Source organism: Streptomyces sp. NPDC054841 (genome assembly GCF_053611045.1).
Window position 1 is genome coordinate 1 of record NZ_JBSGZO010000015.1, and the last position, 19,558, is coordinate 19,558.

Here is a 19,558-nt window from a genome sequence, read left to right on the forward strand (position 1 = left end):
GCTCGGCTGCGGCTGCACCGGGCCCGGCGGGGGGTGCGGGGTCGCCCCCGGGAGAGGCGCCCCCGTACGACAACTGGCCCGCCCCCCTCTCTGTCGAGAGGGGGCCGGCCCTTTGCCTTGCGGTGGCACCGCCATGCAGCACCGCAGGGCAGTCGGGGGGCCTATCCGAAGCGGCCCGAGATGTAGTCCTCGGTCGCCTGGACGGACGGGTTGGAGAAGATCCGCTCGGTCTCGTCGATCTCGATGAGCCGGCCGGGCTGGCCGACCGCCGAGAGGTTGAAGAACGCCGTGCGGTCGGAGACGCGCGCCGCCTGCTGCATGTTGTGCGTCACGATGACGATCGTGAAGCGCTCCTTCAGCTCGCCGATCAGGTCCTCGATCGCGAGGGTCGAGATCGGGTCGAGCGCGGAGCAGGGCTCGTCCATCAGCAGGACGTCCGGCTCGACCGCGATCGCGCGGGCGATGCACAGACGCTGCTGCTGGCCGCCGGACAGGCCCGAGCCGGGCTTGTTCAGACGGTCCTTGACCTCGTTCCAGAGGTTCGCGCCCTTGAGGGACTTCTCGACGACTTCCTCGAGCTGGCGCTTCTTGTACGAGCCGTTCAGCCGCAGGCCCGCCGCGACGTTGTCGAAGATCGACATGGTCGGGAACGGGTTCGGGCGCTGGAACACCATGCCCACCGTGCGGCGCACCGCCACCGGGTCGACGTCTCTGCCGTACAGGTTCTCGTCGTCCAGGAGCACCTTGCCCTCGACGCGGCCACCGGGGGTGACCTCGTGCATCCGGTTCAGGGTGCGCAGGAACGTGGACTTTCCGCAGCCGGAGGGGCCGATGAAGGCCGTCACCGAGCGGGGCTCCACGGTCATCGAGATGTCCTCGATGGCCTTGTGGGAGCCGTAGAAGGCGGACAGGCCGCTGACGTCGATTCGCTTGGCCATTGAAATCACTTCCAAATCGCCGCGGTCAGCGGCCGGTCTTCGGGGCCTTCCAGCGGGCGATGCCGCGGGCCAACAGGTTGAGGATCATGACGAAGGCGATCAGTACGAGGGCGGCTGCCCAGGCGCGGGCGACGGCGGCGTCGGTGCCGACGGCGTACTGCTCGTAGACGTACAGCGGCAGCGATGCCTGAGCGCCTTCGAAGGGGTTCGGGTTGATCAGCTTCGTACCGAAGACGAGCAGCAGTACGGGAGCGGTCTCGCCGGTGATACGGGCCACCGCGAGCATGACGCCCGTGGTGATGCCGCCGATCGCGGTCGGGAGGACCACCTTGAGGATCGTCCGCCACTTGGGGACGCCCAGCGCGAGCGAGGCTTCACGCAGCTCGTTGGGGACGAGCTTGAGCATCTCCTCGGTGGAGCGGACGACGACCGGCATCATCAGGATGGCGAGCGCCATCGCGCCGGCGAATCCGGAGGGCCCGAAGCCCAGCATCAGATTCCAGGTGGCGAGGATGAACAGACCCGCGACGATCGACGGAATACCCGTCATGACGTCAACGAAGAAGGTGACGGCCCGCGCCAGCCTCCCGCGCCCGTACTCGACCAGGTAGATCGCGGTCATCAGCCCGATGGGGGCGGCGATCACGGTGGCGATGAGGACCTGCTCGATGGTGCCGAGCAGGGCGTGGTAGACACCGCCGCCGGTCTCGGCGTCGAGGACCGCGTTCATCGAGTGGGAGAGGAAGTACGGGTCGAGGACTTCCATGCCCTTGCTGATCGTGACCCAGGCGAGGGAGAGCAGCGGGACGACGGCGAGGATGAAGGAGACCCAGATGACGCTGGTGGCCACCCGGTCCTTGGCCTGACGGCTGCCTTCCATCTTGGTGGTGATCAGATAGCTGGCGGCCACGAAGATGATGGCGGCCAGCAGACCCCACTGCACCTTGCTCTGCCAGCCGGCGGCCAGGCCGATGCCGATGCCCGTGGCGACGGAGCCGACGGCGATGGCCGGCTGGGCCCAGCGGGGGAGGCGGGCGTGGGAGAGGTGGTTGACGCGCACGGCCGCCGCCGGGCGCTGATCCTGGACGGCGTGGCTCATGCGTTGGCCCCCGAGTACTCCTTGCGGCGGGCGATGATCCACCGGGCCGCGCCGTTGACCAGCAGAGTGATGACGAAGAGCACCAGGCCGGAGGCGATCAGGGCGTCCCGTCCGAACTCATTGGCCTCGTTGAACTTCGAGGCGATGTTCTGGGCGAACGTGCCGCCGCCCGGGTCGAGCAGATGCCCGGAGATCAGGAAGCTCGGGGAGAGCACCACGGCAACGGCCATGGTCTCGCCGAGCGCGCGGCCCAGGCCGAGCATGGAGGCGCTGATGATGCCGGAGCGGCCGAAGGGGAGCACCGACATGCGGATGACCTCCCAGCGGGTGGCGCCGAGCGCGAGCGCGGCCTCCTCGTGCATCTTCGGGACCTGGAGGAAGACCTCACGGGTGACGTTGGTGATGATCGGAAGGATCATGATCGCCAGCAGGATGCCGACGGTGAAGAGGTTGCGCGCGGGGCCGTCGCCGGCCTTGTCGAAGATGTACGTCCAGCCCATGTACTCGTCGAGCCACTGGTTGAGGCCGTCCAGATAGGGGACGAGGAAGATCGCGCCCCAGAGGCCGTAGATGATGCTCGGCACGGCGGCGAGCAGGTCGACGATGTACGCGAGCGGCGCGGCGAGCTTGCGCGGCGCGTAGTGCGAGATGAAGAGCGCGATGCCGACGGCGACCGGCACGGCGATGGCCATGGCGATGACCGAGGAGACGATCGTGCCGAAGGCCAGGACGGCGATGCCGAAGACCGGCGGGACACCGGCCGGATTCCACTCGGAGGTGGTGAGGAAGTTGCCCTCGTCCTTCGAGATGGCGAGGACGGCGCGGTAGGTGAGGAAGCCCGCGATCGCGGCCATGATCACCAGGAGGGTGATGCCGGATCCACGCGAGAGGCCCAGGAAGACACGGTCTCCTGGGCGGGTCTTCGTCTTGGTGGCAGCTATGGCCGGCTCCGGTGGAGGCGGCACTTCAGTGTGTGTGGTGGTTGCCATGAATCTCTCCGGTCTGCGGAGCCGTGGCGTGGCTCCCGGCGGCGGTGCACCGGATACCGGGGCCGGCCCGTCGCGGTGGACGGACCGGCCCCGGTCGGGGTCAGGACAGGGTGGGGACGATGTTGCGGACCTTGGCCGCGATCTCGGTCGGCAGCGGCGCGTAGCCGGCCTCGGACAGGACCTTCTGGCCCTCGTCGCTGACGGTGTAGTTCAGGAACGCCTTCAGGGTCGGCAGGGTCTCTGCCTTGTTGCCCTTGTCGCAGGCGATCTCGTAGGTGACCAGGATGATCGGGTAGGCGCCCTCGGCCTTGGTCGTGTAGTCGAGGCCCAGAGCGAGGTCGTTGCCGGTGCCCTTGATCTTGGCGGCGGCGATCGCCTTCGACGCGTTCTCGGTGGTGGCCTCGACCGGGGCGGAGGCGCCGGTGCTCAGCTTGACCGTGTTGATCTTCTGGGCGGTGGCGTAGGACAGCTCGAAGTAGCCGATCGCGCCGTCGGAGCCCTTGACCCCGGTGGCGACACCGGAGGAGCCGTTGGCGGCCTGACCGCCCGGTGCCTCCCACGACTTCGACTTCGGGTCGTGCTTCCAGTCGGCCGCGGCGGCCTCGCTGAGGTACTTGTGGAGGTTCTGGGTGGTGCCGGACTCGTCCGAGCGGTGGAACGGCTGGATCGTGGTGTCCGGCAGCTTGACGCCCGGGTTGAGCTTGGCGATCGCCGGATCGTTCCACTTCTTGATCTTCGTGTCGAAGATCTTGGCGATGGTCGGGGCGTCGAGGACGAGGTTGTCCACGCCGCTGAGGTTGTAGCCGATGGCGATCGGGCCGCCGACCATCGGCAGGTTGATGCCCTGGCCGGTCTTGCAGATCTTCTTGGACTCCTCGACCTCTTCCGGCTTCAGCGCGGAGTCGGAGCCGGCGAAGGCGACCTGGCCCTGGTTGAACTTCGTGATGCCGCCGCCGGAGCCGATGGCCTGGTAGTTGATCTCGACGCCGGAGCAGGCCGCCTGGAAGTTCTTCACCCAGAGGTCCATGGCGTTCTTCTGGGCGGTCGAACCGGCCGCGAGGAGCTGACCCTTGGCGTCATCGCACTTCACGTTCGACGCGGCGTTCGTCTTCTCGCCGGAGCCGCCGGTGCCGCCCGTGTTGTTGTCCGAACCGCACGCCGTGAGAACCAGGGCGCCGGAAACGGCGAGGGCACCGAGCGCTGCGGCGCGAAGCCCGTTCTTGCGCTGAAGCTTCACTTTCGGGTGTTCCTTCCAGGAGCCGCCGGTCTCGGCCGAGGACGCTGTTCGTCCTCGACTTGTACGACGGCGTGCGTCGGGGTGTGCGGTGCGGCAGTGTGCCGGTCACCGTGTAAGCCCGAAGTTAGGCAGAACAGGTGAAGCCGCCGACGGGTGGTGGTGAACGGAAGGTGAACCCTGTCGGTCGATGGGGTTCTGTCTTTATCTGCGCGTGACCTCGAGGAGGGGAGCGGGTCTCCCCCCGTCAGGGGCCCTGACCCCGGCTGTCCCTTGGGGTGTGACCAAACGGGCGCGCCCCTCTGATCTCCTGCGCGCGCATGATCTCCTGCGCGCGCATCTCTGCCGACAGGGTGGACGGTGACGCCATCGGCGTAGGGCGACAGCACAAGACGGTGACCGCCAGGCCCTCGCCGGGGCCGGGCTGTCCAGCGACCAGATCGACGTGGTCGGGGGACAGCGACAAGGCCCCGTTCGATCCCGCTCTGCTCAAGGTCTCGTGGCGTGAGGGAAGTGAAGGGTGCTGAGAAGGACGGTGATCAGCTCTTTGTCCCTGTCCTGCGTCAGGTGGCTCTGTGCGGCCGCAGGAGGCAGCCACAGCAGGCGGTCCACCTCGCGGTTCGGCACGAACGAGCCGTCGATGGCCTCTGCCGCCCAGTAGCGGACCTCCTTGGGGCGGTCGCCGACCACGTACCGGACGGTGGGAAGTTCCGGTCCCAGAGCACAGGTCATTCCGGTTTCTTCCAGCACCTCGCGCACCGCACCGTCACGTGCGTCCTCCCGCCGTTTCAGCTTGCCCTTCGGGAGGGACCAGTCATCCCACTTGGGGCGATGAACCAGGGCGATCTCAATCCCGTCACCAGAAGGCGAGCGGCGCCACAGTACGCAGCCTGCCGCGAGGATCACCACTTCGCCTTCCATGCCGCCATTCATGGCGCGGCCACCGCCTGCTTTCCCAGGGGCCCGTCCGGTCCGGGAGCTGCCTCCTGCCAGATCTGCTGGAAGGCGAAGCGGGCGGCTTCGACCTCGTGCCGCTGGTCGGCGTGGAGCACACCGAGGGCGTATGCCGTGGCCGGGGCGATACGGGGAGTGCGCGCCGCGGCCGCGGCGGCCGCGGCGGCTTCCGCGGCGTCCCGGTGCCGGTCCAGGGTCCGGCCCGCCACGGCGAGGTGCGGGTCCGGGGCGGGCCCGCCGTCGGCGCACGACAGCACCTCGCGCGCGTACCGGTGCAGCCGCAGCAGCTGTCGCACCTGGTGCCACGGGGCGTCCTGGGCCTCGCCCGCGGAGGCGGCCGCCAGGCCGTGGACCAGTGCCTCCGCGTTGTACGGGTGTGCCGCGCGGGCCAGCGGCAGCACCGCGACCGCCTCAAGGAGTCTGCGCTCGGCGACGTCGGCCTGCCCGGCCAGGGCGGCACCGGGCGCGGCCGCGGTCCCTGCCAGCGGCACCTCGGAGGCGAGCAGTGCGACCGCGTCGGCGACCGCGTGGAACCGCGAGGAGCCGAGCGCCTGCAGCGCGGCGGAGTGCGCCCGGGTCCGCCCGAGCGTCAGCTGCCGCTCCAGCAGGGCCCCGGCGCGCGCGGCCCCGACGGTGAGCGGGCCGCGTCCGGCCTGGGCCGCGCCGCCGGTGGCTGCGGCCGGCGAGGCCGGGGCTTCCGTACCGCTGTCGCTTTCGCTGTCGCCGTCCGGGACCCGGGCCGCCGGGACCGGAGCCGCGCCCGAGAGGCGGGCGAGGGCATCGAGGAGGCGGGCCAGCCGGGCCGTGCAGGCGTGCTCGGCGGCGAGGACGCCGGAGAGCCAGGCGAGCTCGGTACGGAGCTGGTCCGCCCAGGCGTGATCCAGCAGCGGGCGGAAGGTGTGGAGGGTGCCGCCGATACGGCGGGCGGCACGGCGCAGGGAGCGGGCGGCCACCTCCGCGCCGGCCGTGTCCGCACCGCTCTCGCCGTGCAGCCGCAGGCTGCGGAGGAAGTCACCGGCCCGAGTGTGCAGATAGTGGGCCAGGACCTGGTCGGCGCCGGCCCCCCGCGGCACCAGGGGAAGGTCAGGGCTGTGCACGCCGGCGCCTCCGGGCGTCTATGAGCATTTCCTGTACGTGCCGCAGCGGCTGGCCGTCCGGATCCGTGGCATGCCGGGTCCACTCGCCGTCCGGGCCGAGATGCCAGGACGAGGTGGAGTCGGACATGCCGGTCTCCAGCAGCCGGGTCAGGGCCGCGCGGTGCGCCGGGTCGGTGACCCGGACGAGGGCCTCGATACGGCGATCGAGGTTGCGGTGCATCATGTCGGCGCTGCCGAACCAGACCTCGGGCTCGCCCCCGTTGCCGAAGGCGAAGATCCGCGAGTGCTCCAGGAAGCGGCCGAGGATCGAGCGGACCCTTATGTTCTCGGAGAGGCCCGCGACCCCGGGACGGATCGCACAGATGCCGCGTACCCAGATGTCCACGGGCACACCGGCCTGCGACGCCCGGTACAGCGCGTCGATGATCGCTTCGTCGACCATCGAGTTGACCTTGATACGGACGTACGCGGGGCGGCCCGACCGGTGGTGGGCGGCCTCCTTGTTGATCCGGGCTATCAGCCCGTCGCGCAGCGACTTGGGGGCGACCAGCAGCCGGCGGTACGTCTCGCGGCGCGAGTAGCCGGAGAGCCGGTTGAACAGGTCGGACAGGTCGGCGCCGACCTGCGGGTCCGCGGTGAGCAGGCCGAGGTCCTCGTACAGCCGCGCGGTCTTCGGGTGGTAGTTGCCGGTGCCGACGTGCGAGTAGCGGCGCAGCGTCTCGCCCTCCTGGCGGACGACCAGCGACAGCTTGCAGTGCGTCTTCAGGCCGACGAGTCCGTAGACGACGTGGCAGCCGGCCTCCTCCAGCTTCCGCGCCCACTTGATGTTGGCCTGCTCGTCGAAGCGGGCCTTGATCTCGACGAGGACGAGGACCTGCTTGCCGGACTCGGCGGCGTCGATCAGCGCGTCGACGATCGGGGACTTGCCGGAGGTCCGGTACAGCGTCTGCTTGATCGCGAGGACGTCCGGGTCGGCGGCGGCCTGCTCCAGGAAGGCCTGGACGGAGGTCGAGAACGAGTCGTACGGGTGGTGCAGCAGCACGTCGCGCTCGCGCAGCGCCGCGAAGATGTCGGGCGCGGACGCGGACTCGACCTCGGCGAGGTCGCGGTGGGTGCCGGCGACGAACTTCGGGTACTTCAGCTCGGGCCGGTCCTGCGAGACGATCCCGAACAGGCCGGTCAGATCCAGCGGCCCGGGCAGCGGATAGACCTCGGACTCGGAGATCTTCAGTTCGCGTACCAGCAGGTCCAGGACGTACGGGTCGATGGACTCCTCGACCTCCAGGCGCACCGGCGGGCCGAAGCGGCGGCGCAGCAGCTCCTTCTCCAGGGCCTGGAGAAGGTTCTCGGCGTCGTCCTCCTCGACCTCCAGGTCCTCGTTCCTGGTCACCCGGAACATGTGGTGCGCGAGCACCTCCATGCCGGGGAAGAGCTCCTCCAGGTGCGCCGCGATGACGTCCTCGAGCGGGACGTACCGCTGCGGCGACGCCTCCAGGAAGCGGGACAGCAGCGGCGGGACCTTGACCCGGGCGAAGTGGCGGTGGCCGCTGACCGGGTTGCGTACGACGACGGCGAGGTTGAGCGAGAGCCCCGAGATGTAGGGGAACGGGTGCGCGGGGTCCACGGCCAGCGGCGTGAGGACCGGGAAGATCTGCTGCCGGAACAGGGTGAAGAGCCGGGCCTGCTCCTTCTCGGTGAGCTCGGGCCAGCGGATGAGGTGGATGCCCTCGTCGGCGAGAGACGGCGCGACGTCCTGCTGGTAGCACGCGGCGTGCCGGGCCATGAGCTCCCGGGAGCGGTTCCAGATCAGCTCCAGGACCTCGCGCGGCTGCAGGCCTGAGGCCGAGCGGGTGGCGACGCCGGTCGCGATGCGGCGCTTCAGTCCGGCGACCCGGACCATGAAGAACTCGTCCAGGTTCGAGGCGAAGATCGCGAGGAAATTCGCCCGTTCGAGGAGGGGTGTCGCGGGGTCCTCGGCCAGCTCCAGCACCCGTTCGTTGAACGCGAGCCAGCTGCGCTCACGGTCCAGGAAGCGGCCCTGGGGCAGCTCGGCCCCCTCGCCGTCCTCTTCGTAGATGTCGAGGTCGGCATCGATGTCGGGCTCCAGGTCGGACACCGCGGCGGACACCGTGTGGGGGCGGTGCGCGGCAATGGAACCCACGGACGGCTGGACGTGCTGGACCGGTACCTCGGCGGGCTGCTGACTCATGGCCCCATTCTTCCGCGCAAATGGGTGGTCGGGCGCGTCGGAGCGGGCCGTGGTGGAGGGAGGATGCCCATTTCGCGGGGCAGGGGGCACGGCGGGCTGCATTCAGTGAGGGTCGCAAGGATCCCTGAATGCTTGGTAACGAGAACATGACGCCTGGGCAAGCGGGGGCGTCGCGCCGGGAGTTCCGGGGCGGTGCTCTGCCCTCCGTCGGGGCGGATTCCGCTCCGGGGGTCCGGCGACCGCCCGCGCGGATGTGGAGACCCCCGTCCACCACGTCCGCGCGGGCGCGCCCGTCAGGCGTGCAGCCGGCGCAGGACCCGGAAGGCCGCGAACGCCGCTGCGGCGGTGAGTGCCAGCACGATGCCGGTCTCGACCAGCTGGATCGGCCAGAAGTGGGACGCGGGGTGGAAGACGGCGTACCACTCGCGGATACCGGTTCCGGGGTGGCAGCCGGGCGGCATCGCCACATGCGGCTCCCAGCACTGCTCGACCCGTTGTCCGGTGGCGGTGACCAGGCCGTTCTCCATCTGCCAGGCGCTGCCCGGGAGCTCGCCCCGTGAATTCCTCCACACCACTTCCGCGGTCGGCCACAGCCGGTCCCGCCAGACGTCGGCGGCCAGCATCACGAGCCCGGTGACGGCGAGGGCGAGTCCGCCGGCGGGCAGGGCGCGCCGGATCAGCAGGCCCGCGAGCGCGCCGGTGGCGAGGGCGAGCAGGTGATAGGCGAGCACCGCCGGGCCCAGCGCCAGGAAGACATCGGTGTAGTACCACTCGTCGCCCAGGGAGTTCCCGAGGGCGCCGCGGGTCCAGCGGTAGAGCAGGCAGAGGGCCGTGACGCCTCCGGTGATCATCACGGCGGGGACGGCGAGTTTGGTGGCGAGCCACCGGGCCGGGGTGACGGTCTGCGTCCAGGCGAGGCCGGCCGTGCCGCGCTCCAGCTCCGCGCCGATGAGTACCGCACCCGCGAAGAAGGCCACGGCGAGGGGCAGCCAGGCGATCATGGTGGCGGCGGAGCTCATGTTGGCGCCGACATCGAGCCAGTCCCGCAGGAGGGACGGCGGGCATGGTCCCCCGTCGCCGGCGCAGGCCGACCGCATTCGCTCGGTCTTCGGCCCGGCGAACCGCAGGAAGGCCAGCCCGGCGGCGGACAGCGCGAGGAAGGCCCCGAACAGCAGCAGGGCGCCGCGGTGCAGCCGGAGCACGGTTCGGGCGAGTCCCCTGGCGGCGAGGGTGCTCATGCCGTCGCCTCCACGGCCGGTCGGCGGCCTGTCGTGGGCGGTTCGGCGGCCGGGGGACGAGCGGGCCCGCGGCCCGGTCCGGTCGGCGGAGTGTGCTGGGTGGTTCTGGTCATCGGTGTGCTCCTCAGGCGTGCAGTCGGCGCAGGACCCGGAAGGCGGCGAACGCAGCCGCGGCGGTGAGCGCCAGCACGATGCCGGTCTCGACCAGCTGGATCGGCCAGAAGTGGGTGGACGGGTGGATCTCGGCGAAGTCGGTGACGCCGTCCTCCCCGGTCCAGCAGGGGTCCCGGTAGCCGGGGCAGTGGACCGAGGAGACACGCTCGCCCGCTGTGTCGAGATTGCCGGTCGCCACCCACCAGGCGTCGCGGGGGTGTTCCAGGGGCCGTCCGGTGATGATCTCTGTCGGCCAGAGGCTGTACCGGAGAGTGCCGAGGGTCAGCATGACCGTGCCGGTCACGAGGCCCGCGATGCTCATCGCGGCGAGAGCGCGGTGCACAAGAAGCCCGGTGAGCGTGCCGACGGCGACGGCCAGCAGTGCGTACGCCACGGCGGTCGTGCCGTATGCCGCGTAGATCTGGTTGGACCACAGCGGGAGGAAGGCACTGCCGCTGACCGGGGTCCGGCTCCACCGGAAGACGGCCACGAACACGGTGACGCCGGCCGGCACGACCGCGGTGGTGAGGGTCAGTTTCGTGGTCAGCCAGCGCAACGGCGTCACGGACTGGGTCCAGGCCACCCGGTAGGCGCCGGTCTCCATCTCGCGTGCGACGAGCGGCCCGGCCACGTACACCGCGATGAGCAGCGGCGCCAGCATGACGGCCGTGCTGCCGTAGTCGAGGGCGATCAGGAGCTCGTCGTACGGACCGGCGTACGGGTCCGACGCGGCGAGCCCGGAGGTGAACATGAGGCGCAGGACGGCCAGGGTGCCGCAGCTCAGGGCCAGGAGGCCGAGGACCGTCCACAGGGCGCGCCGGTGCTGGTGGACGACGACCCAGCGCGGGCCCGTCAATGCGGTGGTGAGGGCGCTCATGCGGCGACCCCCTCGGCGGACGGGGTGAGCAGCGCCGGTGTGTCCGGGGAGCGGAGGTGGGCCAGCAGCAGGTCTTCCAGGGAAGGGGCCGCGGTCTGCCAGTCGCTGTGGAGCGGGCCTTCGGGGCGTACCAGCGCGGTCAGCTGACGGCCTGTCGTGCGGGATTCGACGACGGTGTGCGGCGCGAGGTCGCGCACCGGTCCGGTCACCAGGCGGTGCGCGGTCAGCAGGTCCTCGGTGTCGCCGCCGAGACGGATCCGGCCGTGGTCGACGAGCAGGACGTAGTCACAGGTGTTCTCCAGCTCGGAGAGGATGTGCGACGAGATGACCACGGTGGTGCCGTGCTCGGCGGCGTCGGCCATCAGGGTGCCCATGAGCTGGTGGCGGCCGAGCGGGTCGAGGTCCGCGGTCGGTTCGTCCAGCAGAAGCAGCCGGGGGCGTTTGCCGATGGCGAGGGCGAGGGCCACGCGGGTGCGCTGGCCTCCGGAGAGCGTGCGGACGCGGGCCGCCGGGTCCAGGTCTCCGGCGTCGACGATCCGCCGGGCGGCGGTGTCGTCCCAGCGCCCGGGGTTGAGTTCGCGGCCCATGCGCAGGGTGTCGGCGACCGTGAGCTGAGGGAAGAGCGGCTTGTCCTGGCCGACGTACGCGAGCTGTTCGCGGGCGGCGGCGGGGGCGGTGCCGAGGACGCGGACGCTGCCCTCGGTGGGCCGGAGCAGGCCGGCCGCGAGCGTCAGCAGGGTGGACTTTCCTGCCCCGTTGGGGCCGACGAGGGCGCAGATCCGGCCCGCGGGCAGCCGGAAGGAACAGTCCCGCAGCGCCCAGGTGTGCCGGAGTCCCGGGCCGGGTCCCCTGCCGAGTCCCTTGCCGAGGCCTCGGCCGAACCTCCTGCCGAGGCCGATGGCTTCGAGTGCCGTGCCGGTCATGCGTCGTCCCCCTGGTCGTGTTGCGCGAAGTGCTCGTCGAGTACGGCGGTGAAGAGCGCGGCCACGTCGTCCCGCTCCAGGCCCGCCGCGCGGGCCCGGGCCGCCCAGTCGGCGAGTTCGCCGCGCAGGGGCGAGTCGGCGGGGCCGCCGCCCAGCGACTTCCGCACGAAGGTGCCGAGGCCGCGGCGGGCCTCGACGAGGCCTTCGCGCTCCAGCTCGCGGTAGGCCTTGAGCACGGTGTTCGGGTTGATGGCGGTGGCCTCCACCACCTCACGGGCGGTGGGCAGGCGGTCGCCGGGCTCCAGCAGGCCCAGCCGCAGGGCCTGTTTCGTCTGCTGCACGATCTGCACGTAGGTGGCGATGCCACTGCGCCGGTCGATCCGGTACTCGATCACAACTCACCCCCCTTTCACTAATCAAGTAGTGAAAGGGTGGTGGAAGAAAGGGGGCGGTGTCAACCGCCCCCTGTCGTTCTCCTGCGACCGGCCCCTCAGTGCCGGTTCACGTCTCCGTGCGGTACATCAGGTCCACCTCGTGCGTGGTGAAGCCCAGCCCCTCGTACACCCGCAGTCCCGCTGTGTTGTCCGCGTCGACGTACAGCATCGCCGTCGGCAGGCGCTGGGCCGCGAGGTGGCGCAGGCCGACCGCGGTCAGGGCCTTGCCGAGGCCGGTGCCCTGGGCGTCCGGGCGGATGCCGAGGACGTAGACCTCGCCGAGCTGCTCCTCCGCGTGGACCTTCGTCCAGTGGAAGCCGAGGAGCTCGCCCTCGCGCTCGGCGAGGAAGAAGCCCTTGGGGTCGAACCAGGGCTCCTCCTTGCGGTCGTCGAGGTCGCGCTGGGTCACCGCGCCCTGCTCGGGGTGGTGGGCGAAGGCCGCCGCGTTGACCGCGAGCCAGGCGGCGTCGTCCTGGCCGGGGACGAAGGAACGGATCGTCACTCCCTCGGGGAGGACCGGATCCGGGATGTCGAGCGGACTCAACGGGCGGCGCAGCTGGCGCAGTTCGCGGAAGAGCGTCAGCCCGAGGACCTGTGCGAGGTGGCGGGCCGCGGACTTGCCGCCGTGCGCCCACATGCGCAGCCGCTTGCCGGACGTCGCCAGCAGGGCGTTGCCGAGCGCCCGGCCGTGGCCGCGGCCGCGGTGGCCGGGGTGGACGACCAGCTCGGCCGCCGGGGCCTCCACCGGGTCGGTGTCCTCCAGTTGGGCGTAGCCGCGGAGATCCCCGGCGACGGTGAGCAGGAAGTGGCGCACGCCCTCGCGCCGCCCGTGGCGCAGCTGGAGCCGGCCCTGCTCGGAGACGGCCTGCATCCCGTCGGCGCGGGCGGCGACGGACAGCAGGTGGAGGACGGCTTCGGCCTGATCGGGGGTGAGCTCGTCGAGCGTCTGGATCTGTCGGCCGGGCTCTAGGGCGGGGACGGCTGCGTCGGTCATACGACGAGGGTACGGCGCCGGGCGCACCCGATCAGAAACCAGCTCGTAACCCGATACCCCCTGTCGCGCTACGCGCGTTGACTCTAGGCTGCCCGGCTGAGCACAGTTGTCACGCTGAACTGACAAGGGGACAGATGTCAGCGACATCGCACCAGAAGCGCCGCCGCGTACTCGCGGCCGTCGCCGGACTGACCACCGTGGGCGCACTGGTCGCCGCGATGCCCGCAGGGGCGCACGACCGCGGTATCGGACAGGACCGCGGCAAGGGACACGGCCACGGGTACGGTCGCACTGTCGACGTACAGCTGCTGTCCTTCAACGACCTCCACGGCAACCTGCAGCCGCCTGCCGGCTCGGCCGGGCGGGTCACCCACACCAACGAGGACGGCACCACCAAGACCATCGACGCGGGCGGTGTCGAGTACCTCGCCACCCATCTGCGCACGGCCCGCGAGGGCAACAAGTACTCCATCACCGCCGCGGCCGGTGACATGATCGGCGCCTCGCCGCTGCTCTCCGGGCTCTTCCACGACGAGCCGACCGTCGAGGCGCTGAACAAGCTGAAGCTCGATGTGACCTCCGTCGGCAACCACGAGTTCGACGAGGGCGCCAAGGAGCTCGCCCGGATGCAGAACGGCGGCTGCCACGCCACCGAGGGCTGCTTCGAGGAGGGCAAGAAGTTCCGGGGCGCCGACTTCCCGTACCTCGCCGCCAATGTGACGAACGAGAAGACCGGCCGGCCGCTGCTCGACCCGTACTTCATCTGGGAGAAGAACGGCGTCAAGATCGGCTTCATCGGCGTCACGCTGGAGGGCACGCCGAACATCGTCAACGCCGAGGGCATCAAGGGCCTCAAGTTCGGCGACGAGATCGAGACGATCAACAAGTACACCAAGGTGCTGGAGCGCAAGGGCGTGAAGTCGATCGTCGCGCTCCTCCACGAGGGCGGCGCGCCGGCCTCGGGCTCGTACAACTACAACTGCGACAGCCCCGGCCCCGGCGACGGCATCTCCGGCCCGATCGTCGACATCGCGAAGAAGGTCAGCCCGCAGGTCGACGCCCTGGTCACGGGCCACACCCACCAGGCGTACGCGTGCACCATCCCGGACCCGTCCGGCAAGCCGCGCACCGTCACCTCGGCGGCCTCGTTCGGCAAGCTGTACACGGACACGACGCTCACGTACGACCGTCGCACCAAGGACATCGTCCGTACGTCCGTGGCATCCGCGAACCACGTCGTCACCCGTGACGTGCCGAAGGCAGCCGACATGACCCGGCTGATCGACCGCTGGAACGCGCTGGCCGCGCCGATCGCGAGCCGGCCCGTCGGCTACATCTCCGCCGACATCGAGAACCCCTTCGACGCGCCCGAGAAGCCGCTCGGCAATCTCATCGCGGACGCGCAGCTGGAGGGTCTCGCACCGGCCGACAAGGGCGGGGCGCAGCTCGCGCTGATGAACCCGGGCGGCGTCCGCGCACCCCTGGTCCACAAGGCGTCCGGCAGTGAGGGCGACGGTGTGGTGACGTACGGCGAGGCGTTCACCGTGCAGCCGTTCACCAACATGATGACGGCCGTCGACCTGACCGGTGCCCAGCTGATCACCGCGCTGCAGCAGCAGGTCAGCGGCGCGAACCAGGCCGCCCCGAAGATCCTCCAGGTGTCGAAGGGCTTCACCTACACCCTGGACATGACGAAGACCGGCGCCGACCGGATCGTGGCCGGCTCGGTGAAGCTGAACGGCGAGGCGATCGACCCGGCGAAGACCTACCGGGTCGCGATGAACGAGTTCCTCGCGGGCGGCGGCGACGGCTTCGCCGTCCTGAAGGAGCACAAGAACAAGCTGGTGGGCGCGTCCGACCTGGACGTCCTCATCGCCTACTTCGCCGCGCACTCCAGCGCGGGCGCCCCGCTGGCGCCGCCGGCCACCGGCCGGATCACGGTCGTCAAGTAACAAGCAGCGCCACTGAGGGGCGGCGGGCCACCGGCCTGCCGCCCCTCGGATGTTCTCCGTTTCCGCGCAAGCCGTTTTGTGTCATGGGCATGTCTGACATGATCCCGTCTGCCGACCGCGACCCCCCACATCGCGGAGGCCGACGAAGGAGACGACACATGTCCCTGACCAGACGTGGTTTTCTCGCGGGCGCGGCGGTCGCGTCCGCCACCGCCCTCATCGGGGCAGCACCCGCCGGTGCTGCCCCGCAGCGCGCACTGGGCACCCAGGACTGGATGAGCGGCATCGACAGCGGCAGGGCACTGGGGACACTGACGATCCCCGGCACCCATGACTCGGGCGCCCGCTTCGGCGGGCTCTGGGCCGAGTGCCAGAACACGACCATCGCCGAGCAGCTGAACTACGGCATCCGCTTCCTCGACGTACGGTGCCGGGTCACCGGAGGCTCGTTCGCCATCCACCACGGCGCCGCCTACCAGAACATGATGTTCGGCGATGTGCTCATCGCCTGCCGCGACTTCCTGAGCGCCCACCCCTCCGAGACCGTCCTCATGCGGGTCAAGCAGGAGTACTCGACGGACAGCGACGCCACCTTCCGCGGCGTCTTCGACGACTACCTCGACAACCGGGGCTGGCGTCCTCTCTTCCACATCGGCGACACCCTCCCGTCCCTCGGCCAGGCCCGCGGCAAGGTCGTCCTCATCGCCGACAACGGCGGGCTGCCCGGAGTGAAGTGGTGGGACAGCGGGGTCATCGACATCCAGGACGACTGGAACGCCCCGCCGTGGAACAAGTACCCCAAGATCGAGGCCCACTTCCGCAAGGCCGCCGAGCAGCCCGGCAAGCTCTTCATCAACTTCGTCAGCACGTCCGCGTCCCTGCCGCCGCGCTGGAACTCCGACAACCTCAACCCGCGCGTCCACGGCTTCCTGGACGGCACGGCGAGCGGCTGGAAGGGCCTCGGCATCGTGCCGATGGACTACCCCAACACCCGCTCAGGGCTGGTCGGATCGCTGATCCGCCACAACTGACGGCGGCGGCGTCGGAGCCCCCGGCAGGGTGATCACCGCGACCGTGCCACCGCCCTCCGCCGGGCGCAGCTCCACCTCGCCGCCGGACTGCTGCACGGTCCGGGCCACGATCGACAGACCGAGGCCCGAACCGGGCAGCGCACGGGCCGACGGGGAACGCCAGAACCGCTCGAAGACATGCGGGAGATCCTCCGGCGCCACCCCCGGCCCATGGTCGCGGACGGTCAGCACACCGCGGTCCAGCAGCACCTCGACCGACCCGCGCGGCGGGGAGAACTTCACCGCGTTGTCCAGCACGTTCATCACGGCGCGCGCCAGCGCCGCCGGCTCGGCCCGTACGTACCAGGGCCGCAGCTCGGCGGTGACGGTCAGCTCCGGGCCGCGCAGCCGGGCCCGCTCCAGCGCCGTCCGTGCGATGTCGTGCAGCGCGACGACCTGGACCGGACCGGGCGTCGCGCTGTCCGGCCGCGACAGCTCCTGCAGATCGCCGATCAGTGCGGCCAGCTCCGTCATCTGCGCCTTCACCGAAGCCAGCAGCGCCGCGCGGTCCCCGGGCGGAAGCGCCCGGCCCGTCTCCTCGCTGCGGGCCAGCAGCTCGATGTTCGTACGGAGCGACGTCAGCGGGGTCCGCAGCTCGTGCCCCGCGTCGGCGATCAGCTGCGCCTGCCGGTCGCGTGAGGTCGCGAGCGCGGCGGTCATCTGGTTGAAGGAGCGGGACAGCCGGGCGATCTCGTCGTCGCCCTCGGCCGGGATGCGTACGGTCAGATCCTCGGTGCGGGCCACGTGCTCGACGGCTTCGGTGAGGCGGTCGACCGGCTTCAGCCCGGTGCGGGCCACCCACAGACCGGCGGCACCGGCGGCGACGACACCGGCGCCCGCGAGGAAGGTGAGGAGGAGGGCGAGGCGATTGAGCGCGGTGTCGATCTCCTTGAGGGGGCGGGCGACGGACACGGCGAGTTCGATTCCGCCGGGCACCTGCATCCGTTTGGTGTGCACCTGCACGTCGTCGCCGTCGTCGGTCGTGCTGCCGTGCAGGACGTTGCCCGCGAGGCCCCGGGCGACGGCGATGTCCTCCTGCTGCACCTTCACGGGCTCGGAGTACGCCGACACGCAGCGGGACCCGTCAGGGCCGACGATCTGGACGTAGGCGAAGTTCTTCCCGGCCCCGGGAGGTTTGGGGCTCGGGCTGCGGCAGGCGCTCCAGGTGGCGAGCACATCGCCGGCGGGAGCTTCGGTGTTCCGCAGTGACGTGTCGAGTTCGTGCTGCAGCTGCGCGCCGGCCAGCAGCCAGCACGCCACGGCGACCGCCGCCACCGCCGCGGCGACCGCGGACGCCGTCAGCAGTGCCAGCCGCGACCGCAGCGGCAGCGCCCGGAATCTGCGGATCACTCCGGCGACCCCTCCCGCAGCGCGTAGCCGACCCCGCGGACCGTGTGCACCAGGCGCGGCTCGCCCCCCGCCTCCGTCTTGCGGCGCAGATACATCACATACACATCCAGCGAATTGGAGCTCGGCTCGAAGTCGAAGCCCCAGACGGACTTGAGGATCTGCTCCCGGGTGAGCACCTGCCGCGGATGCGCCAGGAACAGTTCGAGGAGGGTGAACTCGGTACGGGTCAGGTCGACGCGGCGCGGGCCGCGGGTGACCTCGCGGGTCGCCAGGTTCATCCGCAGATCGGCGAACGAGAGGACGTCACCGGACTCCTCCCGGCCCGCGCCCGCCGCGGCGGCGTACGAGCTGCGCCGCAGCAGCGCCCTGATCCGCGCGAACAGCTCGTCGAGCTCGAACGGCTTGACCAGATAGTCGTCGGCACCCGCGTCGAGGCCGGTGACACGGTCGCCGACGGTGTCGCGCGCGGTGAGCATCAGGATCGGCAGGGTGGAGCCGGCGGAGCGGATGCGGCGGGCGGCGGTCAGACCGTCCATGCGCGGCATCTGGATGTCCAGTACGACAAGGTCGGGCGCGTACGACTCCACCTTGGCGAGGGCGTCGATGCCGTCGACCGCGACCTCGGTGGCGTAGCCCTCGAACGCGAGGCTGCGCTGGAGCGCCTCGCGTACGGCGGGTTCGTCGTCGACGATGAGGATGCGTTCGCCTTCACCGGGTGGGGTCGTCATGGAGCCAGCCTCGCACGTGGTCAGTCGGAGGAACCGGAGCGGAGGTTGTCCAGGTCGGCCTTGACCGTGTCGATCGGGATGGCGAAACCGAGGCCGACGCTGCCCGCGGTCGAACCGCTCGACGAACTCGGCGAGTACATGGCCGAGTTGATGCCGATGATCTCGCCGTTCATGTTGATCAGGGCGCCGCCGGAGTTGCCGGGGTTGAGCGAGGCGTCGGTCTGGATGGCCTTGTAGGTGGTCTTGGAGTCGCCGGTGTCCCCGTTGAACTCCCGCCCGCCGAACTCGAAGGGCCAGCCCTGCCGCGGGTCCTGCTGCGGCTGCTTCCCCTCGTCCTTGGCCACGGTCACATCGCGGTCGAGGGCCGAAACGATGCCGCTGGTCACGGTGCCGGTGAGGCCCTCGGGGGAGCCGATCGCGACGACCTCGTCGCCGACCTTGAGGCTGCTGGAGTCGCCGAGGGCGGCGGCCTTCAGCCCGGTCGCGCCCTTGAGCTTGATCAGGGCCAGGTCCTTGTCCGGGTCGGTGCCGACGACGTCCGCGGTGTACGTCTTGCCGTCGCTGAGCCGGACCTTGACCGCGTCGGCGCCGGCGATCACGTGGTTGTTGGTGATGATCTCGCCGTCCGCGGTGATGATCACGCCGGAGCCGGTGGACTGGCCGGAGGTGGTCGACGCTTTGATCTCCACGATGCTGGGGGAGACGGCCTGGGCGACGCCCGCGACGCTGCCCTTGCTGCTCTGCGACACATTGGTCCCGGTGACCCCGGTCCCGGTGATCCCGCCGCCCTCCCCGGTCAACCTCTCCACCAGCGTGGCCGCCCCGCCGCCCACAGCCGCGGCGACGATCGCGACGGCGACGAGCAGCGCGACGGGCCGCTTGGCGCGGGGTGACGGCGCCGCGTGGGCCGCGGCGGGTGCGGGTGCGGGTGCGTGCGGGGGCGGCGGCGGGTAGCCCCCGTGCCCCGGGTCCTCGAACCCCGCGTACGGGTACTGCTGCGGGTGCGTGCCCTCGTCGCCGCTGCTGCGGTAGTAGTCCGTCATGGTGATCACTCTCGGGCCGGTTCATGAGAACGCTCTGAGGACGGCCTGAGAAGCCCGGCAGAAGCGTGTATGCCCGATGTAAGTACCGGGGATCCGAACGGGATTTCCCCCCACCCCGCCCCTCCCCGAAACCCTGACGGGACACGGGGGCGGCGGCCGCCGTAGCCCCACGGGATGCGGCGGCTCGCGCGCCGCGAGGGCCGTCCGGCGTCGCGGCGGGGCCCGGCACGGGGCGGGAGCCCTGCGCCTTCGTGGGATGGGGAGGCTTGCGTGCCG

Annotated in this window: 17 protein-coding genes; 2 read left to right on the forward strand and 15 right to left on the reverse strand. The window is 70.8% G+C overall.

The window, feature by feature from the left end; all coding sequences use genetic code 11:
* Nucleotides 1-161: 161 nt before the first annotated feature.
* From pstB to mshD, 12 genes are all read right to left on the reverse strand, one after another.
* Nucleotides 162-938, reverse strand: a complete 777-nt coding sequence (gene pstB / locus ACWGI8_RS03900; protein ID WP_453658434.1) for a phosphate ABC transporter ATP-binding protein PstB — start codon at nt 936-938, stop codon at nt 162-164.
* A 25-nt stretch (nt 939-963) separates the two neighbouring features.
* On the reverse strand, nt 964-2,037 hold the full coding sequence (gene pstA, locus ACWGI8_RS03905) for a phosphate ABC transporter permease PstA (protein WP_453658436.1): 1,074 nt from the start codon (nt 2,035-2,037) through the stop codon (nt 964-966).
* Nucleotides 2,034-3,026 (reverse strand): phosphate ABC transporter permease subunit PstC, encoded by a 993-nt coding sequence (pstC, locus tag ACWGI8_RS03910; protein WP_453658437.1) that lies wholly within the window; start codon nt 3,024-3,026, stop codon nt 2,034-2,036. Before pstC ends, pstA begins: the two co-directional genes overlap by 4 nt.
* A gap of 100 nt (nt 3,027-3,126) precedes the next feature.
* Nucleotides 3,127-4,263, reverse strand: coding sequence for a phosphate ABC transporter substrate-binding protein PstS (gene pstS, locus ACWGI8_RS03915; RefSeq protein ID WP_453658439.1), 1,137 nt, complete (start codon nt 4,261-4,263; stop codon nt 3,127-3,129).
* Nucleotides 4,264-4,749: 486 nt separating this feature from the next.
* The gene (locus ACWGI8_RS03920) at nt 4,750-5,193 is read right to left on the reverse strand and encodes an NUDIX hydrolase (protein WP_453658441.1); all 444 of its coding nucleotides are present in this window, start codon (nt 5,191-5,193) and stop codon (nt 4,750-4,752) included.
* Complete coding sequence (locus tag ACWGI8_RS03925) at nt 5,190-6,311, reverse strand: CHAD domain-containing protein (RefSeq protein ID WP_453658443.1); 1,122 nt, start codon at nt 6,309-6,311, stop codon at nt 5,190-5,192. Before ACWGI8_RS03925 ends, ACWGI8_RS03920 begins: the two co-directional genes overlap by 4 nt.
* A complete protein-coding gene (locus tag ACWGI8_RS03930; RefSeq protein WP_453658445.1) occupies nt 6,298-8,520 on the reverse strand; it encodes an RNA degradosome polyphosphate kinase in 2,223 nt (740 codons plus the stop codon). The genes ACWGI8_RS03925 and ACWGI8_RS03930 overlap by 14 nt, the downstream gene beginning before the upstream one ends.
* A 293-nt stretch (nt 8,521-8,813) precedes the next feature.
* Nucleotides 8,814-9,758 (reverse strand): ABC transporter permease, encoded by a 945-nt coding sequence (locus ACWGI8_RS03935; RefSeq protein WP_453658446.1) that lies wholly within the window; start codon nt 9,756-9,758, stop codon nt 8,814-8,816.
* A 124-nt stretch (nt 9,759-9,882) separates the two neighbouring features.
* Nucleotides 9,883-10,788: an ABC transporter permease gene (locus ACWGI8_RS03940; RefSeq protein ID WP_453658448.1), complete on the reverse strand. Its 906-nt coding sequence runs from the start codon at nt 10,786-10,788 to the stop codon at nt 9,883-9,885.
* Nucleotides 10,785-11,711 carry an ABC transporter ATP-binding protein gene (locus ACWGI8_RS03945; protein ID WP_453658450.1) on the reverse strand — a complete coding sequence of 309 codons (927 nt, stop codon included), beginning with the start codon at nt 11,709-11,711 and terminating at the stop codon, nt 10,785-10,787. Before ACWGI8_RS03945 ends, ACWGI8_RS03940 begins: the two co-directional genes overlap by 4 nt.
* Complete coding sequence (locus tag ACWGI8_RS03950) at nt 11,708-12,106, reverse strand: GntR family transcriptional regulator (protein WP_453658452.1); 399 nt, start codon at nt 12,104-12,106, stop codon at nt 11,708-11,710. Before ACWGI8_RS03950 ends, ACWGI8_RS03945 begins: the two co-directional genes overlap by 4 nt.
* A 106-nt stretch (nt 12,107-12,212) precedes the next feature.
* Nucleotides 12,213-13,139 carry a mycothiol synthase gene (gene mshD / locus ACWGI8_RS03955; protein ID WP_453658454.1) on the reverse strand — a complete coding sequence of 309 codons (927 nt, stop codon included), beginning with the start codon at nt 13,137-13,139 and terminating at the stop codon, nt 12,213-12,215.
* A 134-nt stretch (nt 13,140-13,273) separates the two neighbouring features.
* Between mshD and ACWGI8_RS03960 the strand changes: the two genes are divergently transcribed.
* Both ACWGI8_RS03960 and ACWGI8_RS03965 read left to right on the forward strand, forming a co-directional pair.
* Nucleotides 13,274-15,091, forward strand: a complete 1,818-nt coding sequence (locus ACWGI8_RS03960; protein ID WP_453658456.1) for a bifunctional metallophosphatase/5'-nucleotidase — start codon at nt 13,274-13,276, stop codon at nt 15,089-15,091.
* A gap of 158 nt (nt 15,092-15,249) precedes the next feature.
* Entirely contained in the window at nt 15,250-16,122 is an 873-nt protein-coding gene (locus tag ACWGI8_RS03965; protein WP_453658458.1) for a phosphatidylinositol-specific phospholipase C, read from the forward strand.
* Here the strand turns inward: ACWGI8_RS03965 and ACWGI8_RS03970 are convergent.
* The 3 genes from ACWGI8_RS03970 to ACWGI8_RS03980 are packed head-to-tail and all read right to left on the reverse strand — an operon-like array spanning nt 16,087 to nt 19,282.
* The gene (locus ACWGI8_RS03970; RefSeq protein ID WP_453658460.1) at nt 16,087-17,511 is read right to left on the reverse strand and encodes a sensor histidine kinase; all 1,425 of its coding nucleotides are present in this window, start codon (nt 17,509-17,511) and stop codon (nt 16,087-16,089) included. The genes ACWGI8_RS03965 and ACWGI8_RS03970 overlap by 36 nt on opposite strands.
* Nucleotides 17,508-18,239, reverse strand: coding sequence for a response regulator transcription factor (locus ACWGI8_RS03975; RefSeq protein ID WP_453658462.1), 732 nt, complete (start codon nt 18,237-18,239; stop codon nt 17,508-17,510). Before ACWGI8_RS03975 ends, ACWGI8_RS03970 begins: the two co-directional genes overlap by 4 nt.
* 20 nt (nt 18,240-18,259) lie before the next feature.
* The gene (locus ACWGI8_RS03980; protein WP_453658464.1) at nt 18,260-19,282 is read right to left on the reverse strand and encodes a S1C family serine protease; all 1,023 of its coding nucleotides are present in this window, start codon (nt 19,280-19,282) and stop codon (nt 18,260-18,262) included.
* Nucleotides 19,283-19,558 lie beyond the last annotated feature (276 nt).

Coding starts and splice junctions, on each gene's coding strand:
- pstB (WP_453658434.1), bottom strand. CDS start 938: ATGGCCAAGCGAATCGACGTCAGCGGCCTGTCCGCCTTCTACGGCTCC.
- pstA (WP_453658436.1), bottom strand. CDS start 2,037: ATGAGCCACGCCGTCCAGGATCAGCGCCCGGCGGCGGCCGTGCGCGTC.
- pstC (WP_453658437.1), bottom strand. CDS start 3,026: ATGGCAACCACCACACACACTGAAGTGCCGCCTCCACCGGAGCCGGCC.
- ACWGI8_RS03920 (WP_453658441.1), bottom strand. CDS start 5,193: ATGAATGGCGGCATGGAAGGCGAAGTGGTGATCCTCGCGGCAGGCTGC.
- ACWGI8_RS03930 (WP_453658445.1), bottom strand. CDS start 8,520: ATGAGTCAGCAGCCCGCCGAGGTACCGGTCCAGCACGTCCAGCCGTCC.
- ACWGI8_RS03935 (WP_453658446.1), bottom strand. CDS start 9,758: ATGAGCACCCTCGCCGCCAGGGGACTCGCCCGAACCGTGCTCCGGCTG.
- ACWGI8_RS03940 (WP_453658448.1), bottom strand. CDS start 10,788: ATGAGCGCCCTCACCACCGCATTGACGGGCCCGCGCTGGGTCGTCGTC.
- ACWGI8_RS03945 (WP_453658450.1), bottom strand. CDS start 11,711: ATGACCGGCACGGCACTCGAAGCCATCGGCCTCGGCAGGAGGTTCGGC.
- mshD (WP_453658454.1), bottom strand. CDS start 13,139: ATGACCGACGCAGCCGTCCCCGCCCTAGAGCCCGGCCGACAGATCCAG.
- ACWGI8_RS03960 (WP_453658456.1), top strand. CDS start 13,274: ATGTCAGCGACATCGCACCAGAAGCGCCGCCGCGTACTCGCGGCCGTC.
- ACWGI8_RS03965 (WP_453658458.1), top strand. CDS start 15,250: ATGTCCCTGACCAGACGTGGTTTTCTCGCGGGCGCGGCGGTCGCGTCC.
- ACWGI8_RS03975 (WP_453658462.1), bottom strand. CDS start 18,239: ATGACGACCCCACCCGGTGAAGGCGAACGCATCCTCATCGTCGACGAC.
- ACWGI8_RS03980 (WP_453658464.1), bottom strand. CDS start 19,282: ATGACGGACTACTACCGCAGCAGCGGCGACGAGGGCACGCACCCGCAG.